The 18609-nt window shown below is 44.7% G+C and carries 16 protein-coding genes; 7 read left to right on the top strand and 9 right to left on the bottom strand.

Going from position 1 to position 18609, the window contains the following annotated elements; all coding sequences use genetic code 11:
• Window positions 1-189: 189 nt before the first annotated feature.
• Window positions 190-2460: an excinuclease ABC subunit UvrA gene (locus tag DHX103_RS11255; RefSeq protein ID WP_422122373.1), complete on the bottom strand. Its 2271-nt coding sequence runs from the start codon at window positions 2458-2460 to the stop codon at window positions 190-192.
• A gap of 230 nt (window positions 2461-2690) precedes the next feature.
• Here DHX103_RS11255 and DHX103_RS11250 point away from each other — a divergent pair, with 230 nt between their 5' ends.
• From DHX103_RS11250 to DHX103_RS11240, 3 genes are all read left to right on the top strand, one after another.
• Window positions 2691-3734 carry an aromatic acid exporter family protein gene (locus DHX103_RS11250; protein WP_422124761.1) on the top strand — a complete coding sequence of 348 codons (1044 nt, stop codon included), beginning with the start codon at window positions 2691-2693 and terminating at the stop codon, window positions 3732-3734.
• A 244-nt stretch (window positions 3735-3978) separates the two neighbouring features.
• Window positions 3979-4785 (top strand): CPBP family intramembrane glutamic endopeptidase, encoded by an 807-nt coding sequence (locus tag DHX103_RS11245; RefSeq protein ID WP_422122372.1) that lies wholly within the window; start codon window positions 3979-3981, stop codon window positions 4783-4785.
• A 148-nt stretch (window positions 4786-4933) separates the two neighbouring features.
• Window positions 4934-5926, top strand: coding sequence for an LLM class flavin-dependent oxidoreductase (locus DHX103_RS11240; RefSeq protein WP_422122371.1), 993 nt, complete (start codon window positions 4934-4936; stop codon window positions 5924-5926).
• 150 nt (window positions 5927-6076) lie between these two features.
• Here the strand turns inward: DHX103_RS11240 and DHX103_RS11235 are convergent, their stop codons facing one another.
• Both DHX103_RS11235 and DHX103_RS11230 read right to left on the bottom strand, forming a co-directional pair.
• Complete coding sequence (locus DHX103_RS11235) at window positions 6077-6553, bottom strand: hypothetical protein (protein WP_422122370.1); 477 nt, start codon at window positions 6551-6553, stop codon at window positions 6077-6079.
• Between the two features lie 193 nt (window positions 6554-6746).
• Complete coding sequence (locus DHX103_RS11230; RefSeq protein WP_422122369.1) at window positions 6747-7244, bottom strand: TspO/MBR family protein; 498 nt, start codon at window positions 7242-7244, stop codon at window positions 6747-6749.
• 328 nt (window positions 7245-7572) lie between these two features.
• Here DHX103_RS11230 and DHX103_RS11225 point away from each other — a divergent pair, with 328 nt between their 5' ends.
• Window positions 7573-7746: a hypothetical protein gene (locus tag DHX103_RS11225; protein ID WP_422122368.1), complete on the top strand. Its 174-nt coding sequence runs from the start codon at window positions 7573-7575 to the stop codon at window positions 7744-7746.
• A 108-nt stretch (window positions 7747-7854) separates the two neighbouring features.
• Here the strand turns inward: DHX103_RS11225 and DHX103_RS11220 are convergent, their stop codons facing one another.
• Window positions 7855-8913, bottom strand: coding sequence for a M42 family metallopeptidase (locus tag DHX103_RS11220; RefSeq protein WP_422122367.1), 1059 nt, complete (start codon window positions 8911-8913; stop codon window positions 7855-7857).
• A gap of 271 nt (window positions 8914-9184) precedes the next feature.
• The gene (locus tag DHX103_RS11215; RefSeq protein WP_422124760.1) at window positions 9185-9853 is read right to left on the bottom strand and encodes a vWA domain-containing protein; all 669 of its coding nucleotides are present in this window, start codon (window positions 9851-9853) and stop codon (window positions 9185-9187) included.
• A gap of 298 nt (window positions 9854-10151) precedes the next feature.
• Between DHX103_RS11215 and DHX103_RS11210 the strand changes: the two genes are divergently transcribed.
• Both DHX103_RS11210 and DHX103_RS11205 read left to right on the top strand, forming a co-directional pair.
• A complete protein-coding gene (locus DHX103_RS11210; RefSeq protein ID WP_422122366.1) occupies window positions 10152-10850 on the top strand; it encodes a hypothetical protein in 699 nt (232 codons plus the stop codon).
• 416 nt (window positions 10851-11266) lie between these two features.
• Window positions 11267-12223, top strand: a complete 957-nt coding sequence (locus tag DHX103_RS11205) for a calcium/sodium antiporter (RefSeq protein WP_422122365.1) — start codon at window positions 11267-11269, stop codon at window positions 12221-12223.
• Window positions 12224-12509: 286 nt separating this feature from the next.
• On the opposite strand, the gene DHX103_RS11200 is transcribed toward DHX103_RS11205, so the two are convergent.
• The 4 genes from DHX103_RS11200 to DHX103_RS11185 all read right to left on the bottom strand — a co-directional run bounded on the left by DHX103_RS11200 (window position 12510) and on the right by DHX103_RS11185 (window position 16525).
• Window positions 12510-12965 (bottom strand): hypothetical protein, encoded by a 456-nt coding sequence (locus DHX103_RS11200; protein WP_422122364.1) that lies wholly within the window; start codon window positions 12963-12965, stop codon window positions 12510-12512.
• A gap of 173 nt (window positions 12966-13138) precedes the next feature.
• The gene (locus DHX103_RS11195) at window positions 13139-13864 is read right to left on the bottom strand and encodes a CPBP family intramembrane glutamic endopeptidase (RefSeq protein WP_422122363.1); all 726 of its coding nucleotides are present in this window, start codon (window positions 13862-13864) and stop codon (window positions 13139-13141) included.
• Between the two features lie 554 nt (window positions 13865-14418).
• Window positions 14419-15639, bottom strand: coding sequence for an ABC transporter permease (locus tag DHX103_RS11190; protein WP_422122362.1), 1221 nt, complete (start codon window positions 15637-15639; stop codon window positions 14419-14421).
• Entirely contained in the window at window positions 15626-16525 is a 900-nt protein-coding gene (locus DHX103_RS11185) for an ABC transporter ATP-binding protein (protein WP_422122361.1), read from the bottom strand. The genes DHX103_RS11190 and DHX103_RS11185 overlap by 14 nt, the downstream gene beginning before the upstream one ends.
• 520 nt (window positions 16526-17045) lie before the next feature.
• On the opposite strand from DHX103_RS11185, the gene DHX103_RS11180 reads away from it, so the two are divergent.
• The gene (locus tag DHX103_RS11180; protein ID WP_422122360.1) at window positions 17046-18575 is read left to right on the top strand and encodes an FAD-dependent monooxygenase; all 1530 of its coding nucleotides are present in this window, start codon (window positions 17046-17048) and stop codon (window positions 18573-18575) included.
• The last annotated feature ends 34 nt before the right edge of the window (window positions 18576-18609 follow it).

Raw genomic sequence — 18609 nt, 5'->3', positions numbered from 1 at the left:
GCTGTTTGTTCCTAGGATGACCCAATAAAAATGAGACAAGGAAAACACCCCCAACGTCGTGTGTCGTAACAACGACAAACTGGAGGTGTTTTTTGGGTGTCTCAAATTACTGGAGAGTTCATTAAATAGGCGGATATCTCATTCCGGTTTATTGTATAAAGTGAATTGTGTTTGAGTCAGGAGAGCGCTTCACCCCTCCACTCCTTCTCTCAACCACTTCGCCGTCAACGTGTCCGCCTGCAGCATGCTTTCCGGTGTTCCTTCAAACAACACTTCGCCGCCTTTTTTGCCTCCGCCTGGTCCCATTTCGATGACCCAGTCGCTCGCAGCGATAAAGTTTAAATTGTGCTCGATGATGATGACAGAATTCCCTTTGTCTACGAGGCCCTGGAAAACGGCCAATAGATGCGCATTGTCTTTGGTGTGCAGACCCAACGATGGTTCATCCAACAAATAGATCTGCCCTTCTTTTTTCAGGTGGCTGGCAAGTTTGAGTCGCTGCACTTCGCCGCCGCTCAACGAACTGGTCGTCTGTCCCAAAGTCAGATAGCCTAAGCCGACATCCTTTAACGTATCCACTTTTTTGACGATTTTCGGCATTTTTAAATACTGATTGGTTTCGTCGATCGACAGTTCCAATATTTCCACGATATTTTTTCCTAAGTGGCGATGGGACAGGGCTTCATCCGAATACCGTGTGCCCCGGCACGCTTCACATGTGACGGTCACGGGATCCGCAAAAGCCACGTCCGGCGTGGTGACGCCTTTGCCCTCGCAGACCGGACAGGCTCCCGTCGAATTAAAGCTGAACAAGCCCACTGGCTGTCCTGTTTCTTTGGCAAGAATCGACCGGATGTCATCCATGATCCCCATGTAGGTAGCGAGTGTCGAACGGCTCGAAGTTCCGATGCTGCCTTGGCTGACCGCGATCGTGTCGGGATAGTTGTCGGTAAATGCGCCGAACAATAAAGAACTCTTGCCGGAACCTGAAACGCCGCATACCGACACCAGGACATTTTTAGGAATTTCCACACTTATATTCTTTAAGTTATTGGCAGAGGCGTTTTTAACCCCGAAACTGTTTTCTGATCCTCGCGGATTTTTATTGATGGTGATTTTATGATCCAAATCGGTGATGGCCGAAGCCTTCTTAAGCCCTTCCTGTGCACCTTGATAGACCACTTCACCGCCGCTCACACCCGCGCCTGGTCCCATTTCGATGATTTCATCGGCTGTTTTGATGACGGCTAAATTGTGTTCGATGACGACAACGGTATTATAATTGTCCCTTAAATCTTTCAGCATATGCGTCAACATCTCGATTTCTTCGGAATGAAGCCCTGCACTGGGTTCATCGAAAATATAGGTGATGTTATTTAAACTGCTGCCTAAATGGCGGGCAATTTTCACGCGTTGCGCTTCTCCGCCGGACAAGGTCCCCATTTTCCGCGCCAGACTCAAATAACCCAGTCCCAAATCAACCAGCTGTTTGACATTCGGATACGCCTGCTGCGCAATTGATGTTCCGACCGGATCCTTTATTTTCCCCAGCTCCACTAACAAATCTGTTAGTTCCAAATGATCGTAATGGGCAATATTCAAACCGTTGATTTTGCATTCCAGCACTTTCGGATTCAATCCCGAACCCTCACAGGTCGGGCACGGTGCGTGCGTCGACATCGCCAGGACATCTTCCTGCGAAGTTTTTTTCAGCTTCGTGAGATCCCGGTTAATATACAGGCGAATAAAGCGAGGAAGGATGCCGTCCCATTCGATCTCCGTACTGCCTTCTTTATAATAATATGTTCCAAATGCCCGCTCGCCGAACGGTGGCCCGTGGACTAAAAGGTTATATTTTTCTTCCGAGAAATCTTTGATGGGGATGTCGGGGTCGAATAATCCGCTGTCCACCATCCATCTGCCCTGCCAGCCGGGCGGCGACAACGGTTTGAATCTCACTGCAGAGTCCCGGAGTGATTTCGTGTGATCAATGATTTTATTAATGTCCGGCGCCACGATTTCCCCGAAGCCATTGCATTCCGGGCAGTTGCCGAAAGAACTTTCACTCGAAAATTCGGTGGCTGAGCCAATCGGTGGACTGCCGATCCGTGAGAACAACAACCGGATCAAGGGGTCAATATCCATGTAGGTGCCGACCGTCGAACGGGAATTGCCTCTTATCGGTTTCTGTTCCACGACGACCACCGGACTTAAGTGCTGCATCAAGTCGGCATGCGGCCGTTCGTACCTCGGCATCTGATGTCGGATGTAAAGCGGATAGTTCAACGTCATTTGTCTTCTGCTTTCTGTTGCCAAGGTATCAAAGACGACGGAGCTTTTACCTGAACCGGACAGGCCGGTAAAAACATTGATCTTTTCTTTCGGGATATTCAAATCTATATTCTTCAAATTATTTTCGCGAAGCCCTCGCAAAATGATTTCATCTCTTTTATGTGCCATGTCGACCTTCTCCTTTTTCAATCAAATCCAGGAATTATCCTACTAGTAAAAGGTTTCCCTGTTTTGGCCCGGCTCACACAAATCTGCATCAGAAAATCACGTTTGTTCCGTGTGCGCTACTCAATTCATCCGCTATGCCGATTAAAATTGTCTTGTATCACCTATAGAAGTGGGTGATATACTGAACTACAGTGGAAATACTACGTAAAAGAGAAGGTGGTCCAACTATGATGCGCTCCTTTCATTTCAATGGCAGCCGCATTGTGAAAACAGGTATTGCGATATTTTTAACAGCCACGATTTGTATATGGCTGGGCTGGCCGCCTGTCTTTGCGGTCATCACGGCAATCGTTACGATTGAGCCAACTGTCAGCGATTCGATTAAAAAGGGGCTTGTCAGGTTTCCGGCATCTGCGATCGGTTCTGCATTCGCTGTTTTCTTTATTACCCTTTTCGGGAATGCCCCGATCACCTATACGTTAGCTGCTGTTGCTACGATTTTAGTCTGCTACAGACTTAAGCTGCATGCCGGCTTACTCGTTGCCACTTTGACAGCCGTGGCGATGGTCGAAGTCATCCATGACCATTTCTTAATCTCTTTCTTTATTCGTTTAGGTACAACGACGATTGGTCTGCTCGTATCCATCGCTGTAAACATGCTCGTTTTCCCGCCAAATTACAAATCAGATATTCTGAAAAGTATCCAGAGTATCAGTGAACGTGCAGGAACGATGATGGAACACACTTTCCATACGATTCTCTTTGACGGGAATGCGAACCTTCAGGAAGACAAGGAGCTTGTGAAGAGGCTGACGACGGAAATTCGAAAGACGGAGCAATTGATTCATTACCAGCGGGATGATTTCAGTTTATATCCCTGGGTTCGTGATCGTGAAGCCGGACTTCGCATGGCAGAAAGACAATTATTATTTTTACATAACCTGGAGTTCCATTTGGATGCCATACTTCGTATCCCGTTCCATAGCATCAAGTGGTCGCTGGCCGAACGGAACATCATCATGCAGGCAGTTACGGAACTTGCTCACGACCTGCAGAATTCGGTTGAATACGACCACGAAACCCATCAGCATCAATTAAAGATTATTACCGACCTGTTCTGGGAAGACAGTAAAGGCGTCTCGACCAGTGATGCCCTGGATCCTACCTTATTCCCGCCGGAGTTCAAGATTCTTTATGAACTCATCACGATTTATGATCTAGTGGATAATTTTTTTGATCCGAATAGCGTGAAGGCTGCTCGGGAAGCGCAGTAATGACGGGATCACTCGATTGCGATCCAGTCTTGCATTAACGATGGACTGATTTTAAAAAAGGCCGTGCCAGAAACTGAATTGTTTCTGGCACGGCCTTTTTGTATTAGTGAAGCTAGTTTGCTGCCCTGCGAGCCACATAATCATCTGTGTTCTAATAGTTCCTGGACAAAAATGAAATCACACCATGTTATTATTAAGTCAGAATATTATCATTATTGAAATCCATGGAAAGGCGGCGATTCGGATGTTTGAGAAAACGAGGTCCAGGATTGTAATCGGCTTTATGACCGGCGCGGCCCTCGTGTCGATTTCCCTGCTGCTGCAAGCCACTGGAAACGCCCTTCTTCACAATGTTGTCATGCTGCTGGTTTTTTACACCGTGCTGCCCTATTGGATTTGCAGTTATTATTTCAAAAAGAACGGCATAAAACTGCCCAAAATTTTATTCTTCACCGGCACCGCGCGCTGGCTGCTGCCCGTATTTGGACTCACCTTGCTGCTAATGGCATTCTCCATCAGCATCTATTGGCTGATGTTGCGGGGGCTCATGTCCATTTCCCCCACCGCTGTCCAACTCGCGTTCACGCCTCAGCCTCTCCCCGATGAGTTATGGTACGCGGCGGCGACAGGTTTCATTATTGCGATAATGGCGCCGATCGCGGAAGAGTTCGTGTTCCGCGGAGTGATTATGCATTGGCTGATCGCATCAACTGGATTATGGCAAGGAATCGTTTTTACCAGCCTGATTTTCAGCATTTTTCATATCAATATAATAGGTGCCTTCCTTTTTGCCATGGTGGCGTCGCTGCTGTATATAAAGACCGGCACGCTGCTGGTGCCTATTTTGCTTCATATCTTCAACAACACCCTTTCCGTTTTTCAATACTCCATCGACCCGTCTTTTCCGGAATGGCTGATGGTGACGAGCATAAACGACCTGTATACGAAAGCCGGTCCAAACCTGGTGGCGTTAATTGTCAGCCTGGTGTTGTTGCTCTTCTTTATAAACTGGCTTGTTCGGGATTTGGAACGAAGCAGGGGCAATCTATAGAATAAAATAAGGAATTCTTTATATAGTAGGAACGCGATTTAATTGTTGATGAAAAAAAGGCCTGAAGTCAGAAGAAATGATTTCAGTATACCGGACTGCTATACTCCTCTATGTGCAAACTTGCAAGTTAAGAAAGGAAGTAACATAGATGAAATTAAGCGTATTGGACCAGGCACCCGTCACGACAGGAAACACGGCAGAAGATGCCATTCAAAAAGCGGTGGAACTCGCGGTTCTCGCCGACAACTTAGGCTACAGCCGCATGTGGATGGCGGAACATCACGGCTCGGGCGCATTTTCCAGCTCCGCTCCCGAAGTCACTGCCGCCTACTTAAGCGCCAAAACAGAAAATATCCGAATCGGCACAGGCGGCGTCATGATGATGCATTATTCACCCTTGAAACTGGCCGAGGTGTTCAAGACTCTGAGCGCACTCGCGCCGGGCCGCATCGATTTCGGTGTGGGACGCGCGCCGGGCGGCGACCACAGCTCCATCTACGCATTGTCGGAAGGGCGCCGGGCGATGACAGATGATATGTACGGGAAATTCAAGACGGCATTGAAGCTGATCAACGACGAAGTGCCGGACGACAGCCTGTACAATAAAACAATCGCCGCTCCGACCAATATCAATTTGCCGGAAGCCTGGCTGCTTGGTTCGAGCGGCAACAGTGCAGTCGAAGCAGGACGCATGGGTGTCGGCTATTCGTTTGCCCAGTTTTTCCAAGGCGGCATGACAAAAGACATTTTGGATTCCTACCGCGCCAATTTTGTGCCGTCCGCTTTCATGGAAAAACCCGAAATTTCGGTGTCGTATTTAGTGACAACGGCTGAAACGGCCGGAGAAGCGGAGTACGAAGCCCTGCCGCAGGACATTGCGCGGCTGATGTTGATGAAAGGCCGCATCATGCCGCTCATGACACCCGAACAGGCCCAAAATTCCGCGCTGACGGAAATGGACCGCATGCAAATCCAGGATAGCCGCAAGATCCATTTGGTCGGTTCCGCAAAAGATGTGGCAGACCGATTGCAGCGTGAGCAGCAGGAATACGGTTTTGAAGAAGCGATGATCTGCAGCATCCCCCATTCCCAGGAAAAACGGTTGGCTGTCTATCAGTTATTGGCAGAGAAGTTATTTTAATTGATGAATTTAAGAGCATACAAAACATACTATTGACTAAGCGTAAGAATGCCGTCCCCGTTAACCCTTGAGGTCAACAGAGACGGCATTTTTTGATGCAATTGCAGTGAATATATTGAATCCTTTTTGACACAGGGGCGCAATTCATTATTAAAGCGGGGTCATATAATGTCTTTGAACATTTGGCCATAAAGTGGCGATCAGAAGGAGCAACCCATATGCCATATAGAACAAGTGAAAGCCGACAACCATTTGCAGCAAGTAAACCTGGACAGTTATCCAAATGATTACAGCAAACCCGACATATAGGGAGAATCCCCATGACCAGTATTTATCCCTAAAAACATTTAGCGCCTGCCCCAACTTGAATGGCTTTTTACTGAATAAAAAATATGCAATCACTAATGGAAATACACCAAGCACCGTGAACAGAAGGAGGCCGGGAATCAGTAAATTGCTGAAAAGGTCATTCTCTAAATAAGAAACGGGAATACCCAAAGAATTGTCTTCTATTGCAGGTGAAAAGATCATACCAAAACCTCCCGCAAGAGCTCCAGCCGCTAAAAACAGATGAAGAAAAATTAAAAATTTGACAGAAGCCGGACGTTTTTTATTAGTCCCCTTCATTATCTGCACCTCTTTCCAATCATTAGCCGCTTCCCAATGGACTCCACAATTTAAAAAGTACTGAGAACACTCCCCTGCCAGCATTCTCCGTACACTTATTTTGAATGATTGAAATTTTTTCTTCTCTTTTAATAAGGCAGGGACACGCATTCCCTGACGATTCCCTGCTTTTCCCGGCGACTGTACTCACCATTCATTTATTCAGCTGCCAAATCGAAGCGTTTAATCCCATTGCAAACATTACCCAGGCGATGTAAGGAATCATCAGAATGCCCGCTAATCGATCATATTGATAAAACTCATACGCTGCCCACGTTATCGCAGCGAGCATCAAAACCATTTCTGCAAGCGCGGTGCCGCGCAGACCCCATTTAAAGAAAAGAAATGACCACAGGAAGTTCAGGCCCAATTGAAGATTGTAGGGAACGAGTACTTTCGCCGCTTCGTTCTTCAACCCGGCTTTTTTCAATGCGCGGTATTTCGCCACTCCCATTGAAGTATATAAAGCGGTCCATGCCACTGGGAAAATCCAAGGCGGCGGGGAGAATGAAGGCCGTTTCAATTCAGCATAATCTTCTTTAGTGCTGCTGTTTGCTAACGCACCGGATAACGAGCCGCCGACGAGGGGCAACATTATGCTCCATGCCAGTTTTCCGGGTTCGATCCTGTCATCCGCTTTCACGATTTCCATGAACTTCCCTCCTTGGAATTCAAACACATTTACCGTCAATGTAATTTTCTCCTTTTTCTCACTCTGCAAGCTGAGTCTTAAGAAATCACATCTCTCATTTTCCACATAATAGCATATACATATCATTTCACCAAATTTCCATCACGTATATTCACAATTCATTGACAGCGACATAATAGGTAACATGGTCATGCAAAGCGTCAGGGGTTTTCATTTGTTTATACTTCATTCATTTAAGCAGTTTCCAGTTCCACAAGATGCGACTGGTGAAACCAAAACTGATCCCGCACGTTTAATGAGTATGACAAGTATAAAGGAGCCGTTCTCTATGAGAGTAAAAACAATCTATGCCTGGAGCGAAAAAGGAATGGACCGCAAAGTAAATGAATTCCTTGAAGGCGCTGCTGTAGAAGTGATTGATATTAAATTTGCCACACCGATTTTCTTCTTCAGTGCGATGGTGATGTATAAGGCCTCCGATTCATCGAAAAGCATTTATTAAAAAAGCAGTCTGCCTCGGCAGACTGCTTTCATTGTTTTAACAAATGTGCATCGATCAGTGAACATGACAATGTATAGGCTATAATTTGTTTTGTTTTGTCTGAATCGTTTAGATTTGAAATTTATAATCCTTCGCATACCGCATATCTTTCACAAAAGCTTTCAACAACTCTTTCGTAGCTTCCAGATCATTCAAATCAATCACTTCATTCGATGAATGCGCATTGCGGGACGGAATGGATAACACACCCGTCGGAATTCCTGCATGAGCTAAACTGAGTGCTCCTGCATCTGTTCCAATCCCCGGGAAAATTTCCAGTTGGTAGTTGATCTCATGTTCATTCGCGAGCTTCACCAAATGCTCTCTTAATTTTTTATTTGCGATCAAACTGAAATCCATCACTTTTATGCCTGTTCCGGCACCAAGTGCCAGCGTGTTGTCCATCATCGCTTCCGGTGTATCACTGACAGCTGTGGTATCCAACGCAATCGCCACATCTCCGTTCAGATGTTGGCTGGCTACCTGAGCTCCCCGCAACCCAACTTCTTCCTGGACGGTGAAAATGCCGACAAATTCGCCGTCAAAATCTTCCGCTGCCAATTCTTCCATCGCTTTTACCAGGACCGCACAACCCGCCCGGTCATCAAAGCTTTTTCCTGCAACCCTTGTTTCCGTTAAGAAATCAAAATTCGGGAACCAGGAAATCGGATCGCCGATGCCAATGCCCAACTCTTTCACTTCCTGCGACGTGGCCGCTCCCACATCTATGTACAATTCATTATGCTTTCTCACTTTGCCCGGATCATCAAATTTCACCATATGAGCCGAAATTGTTCCGATGACGCCTGTACGCAGACCGGCAGCCGTCCGGATTTGTACACGCTGGGACAATAGGACGCGATCATCATGTCCGCCCAGCTTTTCAAAACGAAGCAATCCATTCGCCTCAACCTTCTTGACGATAAAGCCCACTTCATCCATATGGGCGGCCACTAAAATTTTCGGCCCCGGATTTTTGCCCTTTTTGGATACAATTAAGTTTCCAGCGTTGTCGACTTCTACAGAGTCGACTGAATCTCGTAAACGGTTCGCAATATAAATGGCTACATCCTCTTCGAATCCGCACGGACCTGTTATTTCGGTTAATTCTTTCAGTAATTTCTTCAAGCAAAACCCTCCTTATAGATAAATATCGTGAATCCAATTTGTTGTGTATTTAAAAATTGAATTGATTAATACCAATCATACTTAAGACAAAAAAACTGGCGGCTGTTAAAAAGTAGATTAATAACTTTTCCCGCTGTGCGACTTTCTTTTCAATAAGAACATACAAATTGAAAGTCAAAACGATAGACAAAAATAAAGCTAATATCATATCCAATCTAATTCTCCCCTTTAGAAGTGTTATTGCAAAAGGACGCTCTTTTAATTTATGGATTTACTTCAATATCCCCTTGTCCTTCGCTTCCTTCAACCACATCGGAAACTCGTTCAACAATTGATCGTATAATTCCGCGTCCGATACTTGGCTGACATCATCGAGGTGGAAGAAGTTGGCGTTGTCGACCACGCGGCCGCCCATGGTGTCGAGCCTCTTCAGTACCTCGAAGTTCGCGTCGCCGATCCCGACAAACTGCCAAAAAATTGGCTGGCTTGATGAATCCTTAACGAGTTTCTTGATGCCGGATTTGCATCCGCCATCATTGATGAACACAAGAAAGACCGGATCACCATTTGGCTCTTCTTGTGTGTACTTGCGAATCACGTCTTCCATCACTTTCGGCTCGTCGTTGCGGCCGAATTTATGGACGCTGTCATTCGACAGGATATTTTTCTCCACATAGCCCGTGAAAGTCGCCTCGGTCGCTCCTGGCAGCCGGGAGAATTCATTGTCGTAGACCCAAACATCCAACTCGCCGTCATCATCGAACTGGCTCGCGACCGCCAGCACCCGCTCCACCGTTTCCTGCACAACGCCTTCCTTATACAATCTTCTCATGGATCCGGAAATATCAAGGACAATGCCGACTCTGGCAGTGACACCGGTCAATTTCTTCTTCTCCAAAACGATTTTCGCCGTTTTTTTCTTTGATGAAAGCTTGCTTATGACCGCTTCTTTTTTTTCCGGTTTTTTAAAAATCTTATCGAATAAACCCAAAACCTTTGCCCCCTGTAATGTTCTTTTTTTAAAAGTATACCTGCTGGTTAATGGGAAAGACAGGTCTTTACTGGAATTGTAAAGTATTAGGGATTTCCCTTCGGTTTTCCAGAGAGCGAAAAAATTATTTTTTTCGGATAATTTCCTGATTTATTTAAACAAGTAAGGGATACTGGAAAGAAACAAGTTAATTTAGAGCTGAGTATACTTGGGAAATGTCAGTTGATAATAGAATGGGGGTATGAAAGTGAAGCATTTATTGAGTACAGGAGTTTTGGCTTTGATGCTGCTGTTGGGAGGTTGCGGGAATGATGAGTCGGAAGTGCAGAGCCCTCCGGATTCCGATGCGAACGTGACAGAGGAAGAGCCGGAAGAAGTGGAAGGAACCGAAGAACCCGAAGACCCTGCTGAAGAAGAACCAAGCGACGATTCCATTGATCCGCTGTCATTTTTCATGGCTGACGGCACGATAGCGCATTTCGAAGGGGTAGGCAATGAGTTTGCCACACTTACGATCCGCACAGAATATTTGGAAGAGGGTTATGTGGCGCTGTACGAAGATAATGGCGGCACGACAATGTTGAGGGTTTATCGCTTGTCTGAGGACCGAGTGGATTTAGTCAAAGAAGAAGGCGAATTTTACGAGGACTACAACACTACTTTTGAAGAGCTGGAAGAATTGGCGGTAATCTCCACCTATTTGGAATTTCCGCTCGAAGAAGGCAATACAATGGGTGACCGAACTGTAGTCCAATCGGGCGCTATCGTTGAAACACCTTATGAAACATTCGAAGACGCAATCGTTCTGGAGAGCAAAGGCTCGGAAGACACAACCAACATCTGGTATTTTGTTGAAGGATACGGGGAAGTGAAACGTGAATTTGTCATGCAGGAAGAAGGAGAAGAAGAATTTAGAGTCACTTCTTCTTTGGAATCGATAGAATGAAGCTTTTGTTCCGGGACAAAAAGAAAATCCGCCCTCTTAGTGAAAAGGGCGGATTTTTAATTGGCATAGAAATTCATAGAGAATCCGCGCCACTACTGGATTCGGCCCATTCTTCATGAAAGAATCTCGTCCAAATGAAATCGTGTATGTCACAGGGGCGACTCGATTTACAATTCTATGAGCGGTTTTGGCACTTCTATGAGCGGTCTTCCGGGTTCTATGAGCGGTTATCTGAATCTATGAGCGGTTATCGCCATTCTATGATCACTCAGCTATGTTTGCTCCCTGAAATCTCGCTTTCCAGAGAAGGAGACAATTTTTGTTTTCAGAAGAATTCGAAGGGTATTGGCATAGAAAAGAGTAAAGTTACTTCTATTTACTATTAACGGAAAATGCAGAAAGGAAGTGAACCACACATGACTTACCTTTTATTATTAGTAGGCTTCGCTCTTTTGATTAAAGGAGCTGATTTTTTTGTAGAAGGTGCTTCAAAAATTGCGCAAAGCTTGAGGGTATCCCCTCTATTAATCGGCTTAACAATTGTGGCGTTCGGGACAAGTGCCCCGGAAGCGTCCGTCAGTTTTATCGCCGCCTTCGAAGGAAACAGCGCTGTAGCGATCGGGAATGTCGTCGGCAGTAACATCTTCAATATAACGTTTATATTAGGTGTGACCGCCCTGGTTTTCCCTCTGCTGGTTCAGAGCGAAACAATAAGAAAAGAAATTCCATTCGCCTTGTTGGGTGCAGTTGCATTGCTGGTTCTGATCAGCGATATTCAACTCGGGTCCTCAGGCAGCAATCTGATTACACGAACCGAAGGCATTATGTTGCTCTTATTCTTTGCGGTTTTTCTTTACTATATCTTTGAGGTGGCAAGAAAAGATCGCCTGAACACAGAAGCAGCTCCCAACGATGCCGCAAACGGGTCCAAGTTGAAAAATTCACTCCTGACAATCGGTGGACTGGCCGGCATCGTGTTCGGTGGCAGCCTTGTTGTAGAAAACAGCATTCAGATTGCGCTTTCGCTTGGCATGAGCGAAACATTAGTCGGCTTGACCATAGTTGCCGTGGGGACTTCACTTCCCGAGTTGGTCACTTCAATAACCGCTGCTTTGAAGAAACAGGTGGAGATTGCTCTAGGAAACATTATTGGCAGCAATATCTTTAATATCTTCTTTATACTAGGTACCTCCGCCGCGATCCATCCGTTAACTGTCGATTCGAAGATATTTCAGGATGTCTGGCTAATGATCCTTGTGTCCATCCTATTGATGATTCTTGCAAGAACCAAGTACACGATTTCCAGGGTCGAAGGTTCGGTTTTGACCGTCATCTACATCATTTACGTCGTTTATATTATTTTGCGGAATTAAATGGAATAAATAGGAGCAGCGCCAGGGAAAATTCTGGCGCTGCTCCTTTCTAATTAATCTTCCCCAACTCATCCAACAGCGCTGTCCGTTTCGGGTACATGAACTTGGGAGGAAACAACTGTGTCAGACAAATTTATGAACATTTAACTATTCTGCTAAAAATACAAAAGCCGTACCCGTTAACCCTTGAGGTCACTGGATACGGCTTATTTTCGATGCAAAATGCAGTTATTAGACTAAGTTGGGTATGACACGGGGAAACGATTTTATTCGACTATGTCACCCATCACTTATGAATATTCGTTATCTCTTCCATCAATTGAACCCATTCTTCTCTCTTGAAATCATACAACGCCAGCTCCGTTTTTCTCAGGACCAGGTGGATGCTGTCGAACTTTTCGTCCCTCCGGAATCTCCACCAGCTTTTCACATTTGAAGTCTTTTTGCCTGGCGCGTAATAAGACAATGTGGCTTCGGGATCTATGATGTCCTCCACCCTGTCAATATCCAAATAATTATGCGGAAAATCAATATAGAGACCAAGCGCATCTTTATGAGGCGTAATGTACCCAATTTTATGCGCCGATTCCGCGTCCCCCTTCTCAAGCGCGTCACTCCAGGAAACTGGTTTATTGCTGGCAATCAAAAGGCGATCGCCCTCATTCGGTTCAATCTTGCAATTCGGCAGGCTGTTAAACACTTCGAGCATCTCGCTCATTTTTTGTTCTACGGTTTTGTTCACTTTGCTATCCATCCCTTTCAATTCATCTATCATCCATGAATGTTGCAATCCCTTATAAGCAAGATAATACCGCTTACTAGAAGAAGATTTATTGTTCTCTAACTGATATTCTATCACGTTCACCTGATTGCTCCGTGTTTCATTTTCTTATTTGTTAAAATTACTGGTGCCCTCTAGCGGGACAGAACAAATGTGGCAATAATAGTAAGACCCACCATCACAATGTTACTAATACTGTGCATCATCATCGGGTAATAGATACTCTTGGTTTTTTCATAACAATCGCCATAAAACAGTCCTAGTACGATTGCCATGACGACTTGGAACGGATTATAAACAACTGCGAAGGGTGCAAAAGAAAAACTCATGTGTGCCAATCCAAAAATAACCGCCGCAATGATATTGGCTGCACTGACTTTCCCCTTAAACCATCGATTTTTTATGACAATTCCCAGCATGGTAATCGCAAACGCCCTGAAAATCAATTCCTCTGACGGGCCTGATAAGAAAAGCTGAAAACTAAGTTGCCCCAGGATATTACTCGCCGCTAAAGGATAGGGGAAATGTTGAAATGAGCCGGTAAGAATCGTCAATACATGGGACACAAGTGAGCCTGCGCCGAAAATAATTGTAAAGGATACAACATATTTCTTGCCGACTTCTTTGTTGCCCCAGCCAAAACCATATTTAAGTGGCCTAACTATATTAAGAATGACAATAAAAATGAGAATGATAAGCGCTTGAATCATATGCCTTACTGATATCCAGGCATATGCGCCGTCCGGATCAATTGCTTGATAATCAAATAAGTTTGCAATTATGCCGGATAATCTGGGTACAGCCAATAGAAGGAAAGTAAAAAACAACACCCATAAAATGCTTTTCATCGCTTTTTTCATGCTCGCCCCCCTGTCCCTTTTGGCAAGAAATACGTTAGTAATATTTAGTCAGCCAAAGATCCCTTGCAATCGCAATCGGATAATCTATTTCACCTTTACTCTCCCGGGAGCGACACAATTCTCAGCAGTTCCCAAATTGCCCCTGGGTCGAGCTCAATTATGAATATTTAAATTCCCAGATAAAAATATTAAAGCCGTATCCGTTAACCCTTGAGATCACTGATAGGGCTTTTCTTCATGCAATTGTTGCTAATAAACTGAATAGAGTTTGACACAGGGACGCGATTATTACTATAGGAAGATTTAGTGTCTCACTAACTGATATTCTATCACGTTCCCCTTATTTGCTTCTTAGGGAACGACACAATTTCCAAACAAATTATACGGGTGAATAAAGAGAAAAAACCACACCTGACATATTGATGCAGAAGGTGTGGTTATGTATAAAATATACATTGTAGTGTATTGTCAAAATCGTTTAGAATTGTTTCTTTCCCCGGGACGCGAGTTTAGTCCTCCATAAAAAAGAACCTTGCTCGCACAAGGTTCCTGAACTATTTTTTGAAAGATTTGATGACATCTTTAAATTTAAGACGGTTGCCATAATTCAATGCACCGAATTTATAAATGTGAATGGATAACGCGGCAAATAACGCTACTGTTATCACCATTATCGCGCTTGATATTAAAAGGGATGCGATTGGCACGCTTGTCAGCATATAACGAATCGGCATCGTAAATAACGAGATGAACGGGATAAACGATGTGACTTTCACAATGGTATTATCTGGCGCATTCGTCGCAAATGTTGCAGCAAAATAAGCCAGGACAAACAAGAATGTTATCGGTGTAACTGCAGAGTTCACATCTTCCACCTTTGAAACCAAACTTCCTAAAGCAGCATAGATAAACAAGTATAAGATGTAACCTAATACGGAAAATAAAATATAAACAAGAACCACATCCATCGTCATGGTTCCTTGGAGCATATCAATCAGAAACTCAGGATAGTTCCCTTTATTCAGCATAAATCCAATCACAGCAAATATAATTATTGACGCAACCTGTAAAATGCCGGTCAATCCGACCGCCCCGACTTTTCCAAGTATCAATGTTCGCGGGTTACTGGAGGTGATGAGCAGCTCCATCGTACGCGAGTCTTTTTCTCTGGCTACCGAGGTCGCCACATTTGCTCCATACAAGAGAATGAGCATATACATCGTGATCAAGACACCAAAGGCAATCGCTGTTCCTGATCCGGAATCTTTCCCCAAAAACACGGTTTCCTGTTCGATGGGCTGATTCAAAATTTCGCGGACCCTTTGACTATCTATGCCGTTTTCGTCAAACAACCGGTTTTCATTGAGTACTTCCAATTGTGACTCAAAAGACATTTGTTCAGCTGAAAAAGCGGTGCTGTCGAAAGAGATGTAGGTATAGCGATTATAATCCTCCACGACAAATCCGGAAGCAACTTCCTCATTCTGAACTGCATCTCTCAATTCCGTTTCCGACGGATAGGTTTCTTCCCCCAACACCGGACTGAGGGCTTCTCTCAGCTCATCATTGTCGTATACCAACGTAAATTCTTCGGCAGCTCCCCCGTTTCCACTGGGATCCTCTTCTGTTTCTTCCCCTCCAAACCAAACCATGAAAGTGGGAATTGATGTTAGCAGCAGCGTAATCACGCACATGATGGCCGTTGCTACGATCAGACTTTTCTTTTGGATCATTCCAAGCAATTCAAAGTTAAATACTGTTTTAAGCTTTGTCATTGTTATCACCTGTTTTCTCAATGAATATTTCCTGAAGACTTGGTAAGTAATCCATAAACATCGAAAGTTCGATCCCTTGGCTGAGTAAACCTTCAATAAATGATTTTTTCGTTTCAGTTGGAGGAAGCGTTAAAATAACGTCTTCTCTGTCAATTGTATAATCATAGGCGGCTAAAAAATCCAGGTTTCGCTGATCCGCAAATCTCAAACGAATTTTGCCTTCGCCCAGTTGTTTTCTGATTTCATTCAAATCCCCATCCAATACGATCTTCCCGTCATTGATAATGGCAATATCGTCGCAAAAGGATTCGATATACCCCATCTGGTGGGAAGAAAAGATGATGATCCGGTCTTCTCTTATGTAGTTCAATAACGAATCCTGAAAAATTTTCGAATTGACAGGATCCAGCCCAGAAAAAGGTTCATCCAAAATCAAAATATCCGGTTCACAAATAAAAGCTTGTGCAATTTGAACTTTTTGCTGGTTTCCTTTTGAAAGCGTCTCAAGTTTTTGGTCTAAATAAATATCAATCCCAAACTCTTCGGCCCACTTCTTCATGGAATGCTTAGCTTCTTTTTTGGTAGCACCCCGGAGTTCAGCAAAATAAACCAATTGATCTTTCACTTTAAATTTCGCATACATCCCACGTTCTTCAGGCAAATAGCCAATTCGATAATCAGTTGGTTTAAACTCTTTGCCGTCGATCAGAATCGAGCCACTGTCTCCTTTGAATACATCCATCAGAATTCGCATGGATGTCGTTTTCCCAGCGCCGTTTCTCCCCAGATAACCAAAAATCTGTCCTGAGTTAATCGTTAAATTAATCCCTTTTAATACCTGTTTGTCATTGAATGATTTTGTTAACTCTTTGATGACTAAATCCATTTTGACACCTCCATAAATTAAGTCCGTGCAGATTTTTTAAAGGTTTACTTTTCTAAGTCCCAAAATATATCTTAACATATAATAATTTCCATTAAATGAGCGATTTTTATAATCAAAACCTTATATTAAAAAAATACCAGGCTCTTCTTATAAGAATTAAATCTTGCTTCCGAGGGAACGTCACAATTCCCAAACAATTCATTTCAATGCATAAAATGAAAGAATCACTTCCGAAATGCTGATGTAGTTGATGGGTCTTAGTATAAAATACAAATTGCACTGTATTTCAAAATCGTTTAGAATTGTTTCTTTCCCAGGGATGCGGTTTTAATTTTTAATTTTAAGCATCGCTTGCTTGAAATGGGTCGATTAAGGATATAGTAGCTGTATAAGAGCTTTTTCGTTCGGTATCACGTGCTTTTTCTTATAAGAACTTTTCCTATACACGATTTTATAGCTTTACATGACACTTGAAACCCAATCGATCAGCAGGCGTGATACTCATTAGGAGGTCTCCATGATGAACCCACAAATTTTAATCGTCGGAGCTGGCCCCACTGGCCTGGCTCTTGCCTATAGCCTGGCGCGTCAAGGCGTGCCGTTTCGAATTATCGATAAAAACGCAGGAACCGGCACAGCGTCACGTGCGCTCGCTGTACATGCGCGCATATTGGAGCAGTACGAGCAACTTGGCCTGGCCGAACGCAACATCAAGCGGGGGCATCCCATTTTGTCGCTTGATATCAGCAACGGCAAAGAAGTGAAAGCCACACTGAAATTCCATGATTTGGGCAAAGGACTGAGCCCGTTTCCGTTTATCTTGAGTTTGCCGCAAGACGAGCACGAAGAAATTCTCGTGGACGAATTAAGTAAAATAGGCGTCGAAGTGGAATGGAACACCGAGTTGCATTCTTTTGAAGACATGGGAGAAGGCGTAAACGTCGTTTTGCAACAACAAGGACAGCCGGTAGAAACAGCGGAATTTACCTATTTATGCGGCTGCGACGGGGCCGGCAGCATGGTCCGAAAAGGACTGGGACTCGAATTTCCCGGCGGCACGTACAAGCAATTATTCTTTGTCGCCGATATCGAAACCGAGAAACCGGTAGACGACATGGAAAAGATGGACATGTACATGGACGATGATGGCTTTATGCTCTATATGTCCGTCCGGAACGCCAAAACCAAACGAATCCTCGGCATCGTGCCAGAGGAATTGAACGAACGCACCGATCTCCAATACGGTGAAATCAGTGATTATATTGAAAATAAAATCCGTGTGAACGCCGCCAAGGTCAATTGGTTTTCGACGTACCGTGTCCATAACCGCGTAAGCGAGCAATTTGCCAAAGGGCGTATCTTCATCTTAGGCGATGCCGGCCACCTGCACAGCCCGGCCGGCGGACAAGGCATGAACACCGGCATTGGGGACGCCATCAATCTGGCATGGAAGCTCGCAGCGGTGATTCAAGGGAAAGCCGCTCCCAGAATATTGAGCACGTACGAAAAAGAGCGAATCGTCTTTGCGCGTCGGTTGATCGCGACGACCGATACAGCGTTCAAAACGATCGTCAGCCAAAAATTGCGCGGCACCTTATTGCGCCAGTATGCGGTACCCTATGTCCTGCCGTCGCTGTTCAAATTTTCATTTTCCCAAAAAAATGCGTTTAAGATTTTGTCTCAAATCCACATCAATTACCGCAACAGCCCCTTGAGCAAGGGCAAAGCCGGCAAAGTCTACGGCGGCATGCGTTTGCCTTGGATCGAAACCGCAAGCGGCGATAATTTCGGGCCGCTGCGCTCAGTCGATTGGCAAATTCATATATACGGCAAAGCGCAGCCCGAGCTAATTGACTTTGCCCGCTCGCAGTCGCTCCAGCTCCATGAGTTTGCATGGGAAGCTAGAATGCAAGACGCAGGATTCAAGCAAGATGCGCTGTACCTGATTCGACCCGATGGGCATGTGGCGCTTGCGAGTGAAAAGCAGTGGCTGCGTGTGTTGAAAATGTATTTGGAGGCTTATGGGATTGTGGCTTTTGGAGTGGAGTGAGGCAAGAAATTCACTGATATTCGCTGCAGTAAAT

Source organism: Planococcus daihaiensis, assembly GCF_049262615.1.
In the GTDB taxonomy this organism is placed as follows: Bacteria; Bacillota; Bacilli; order Bacillales_A; family Planococcaceae; genus Planococcus.
Note: the sequence above shows the minus strand (reverse complement) of the source record. Positions and strands in the feature narration are given on the sequence as shown.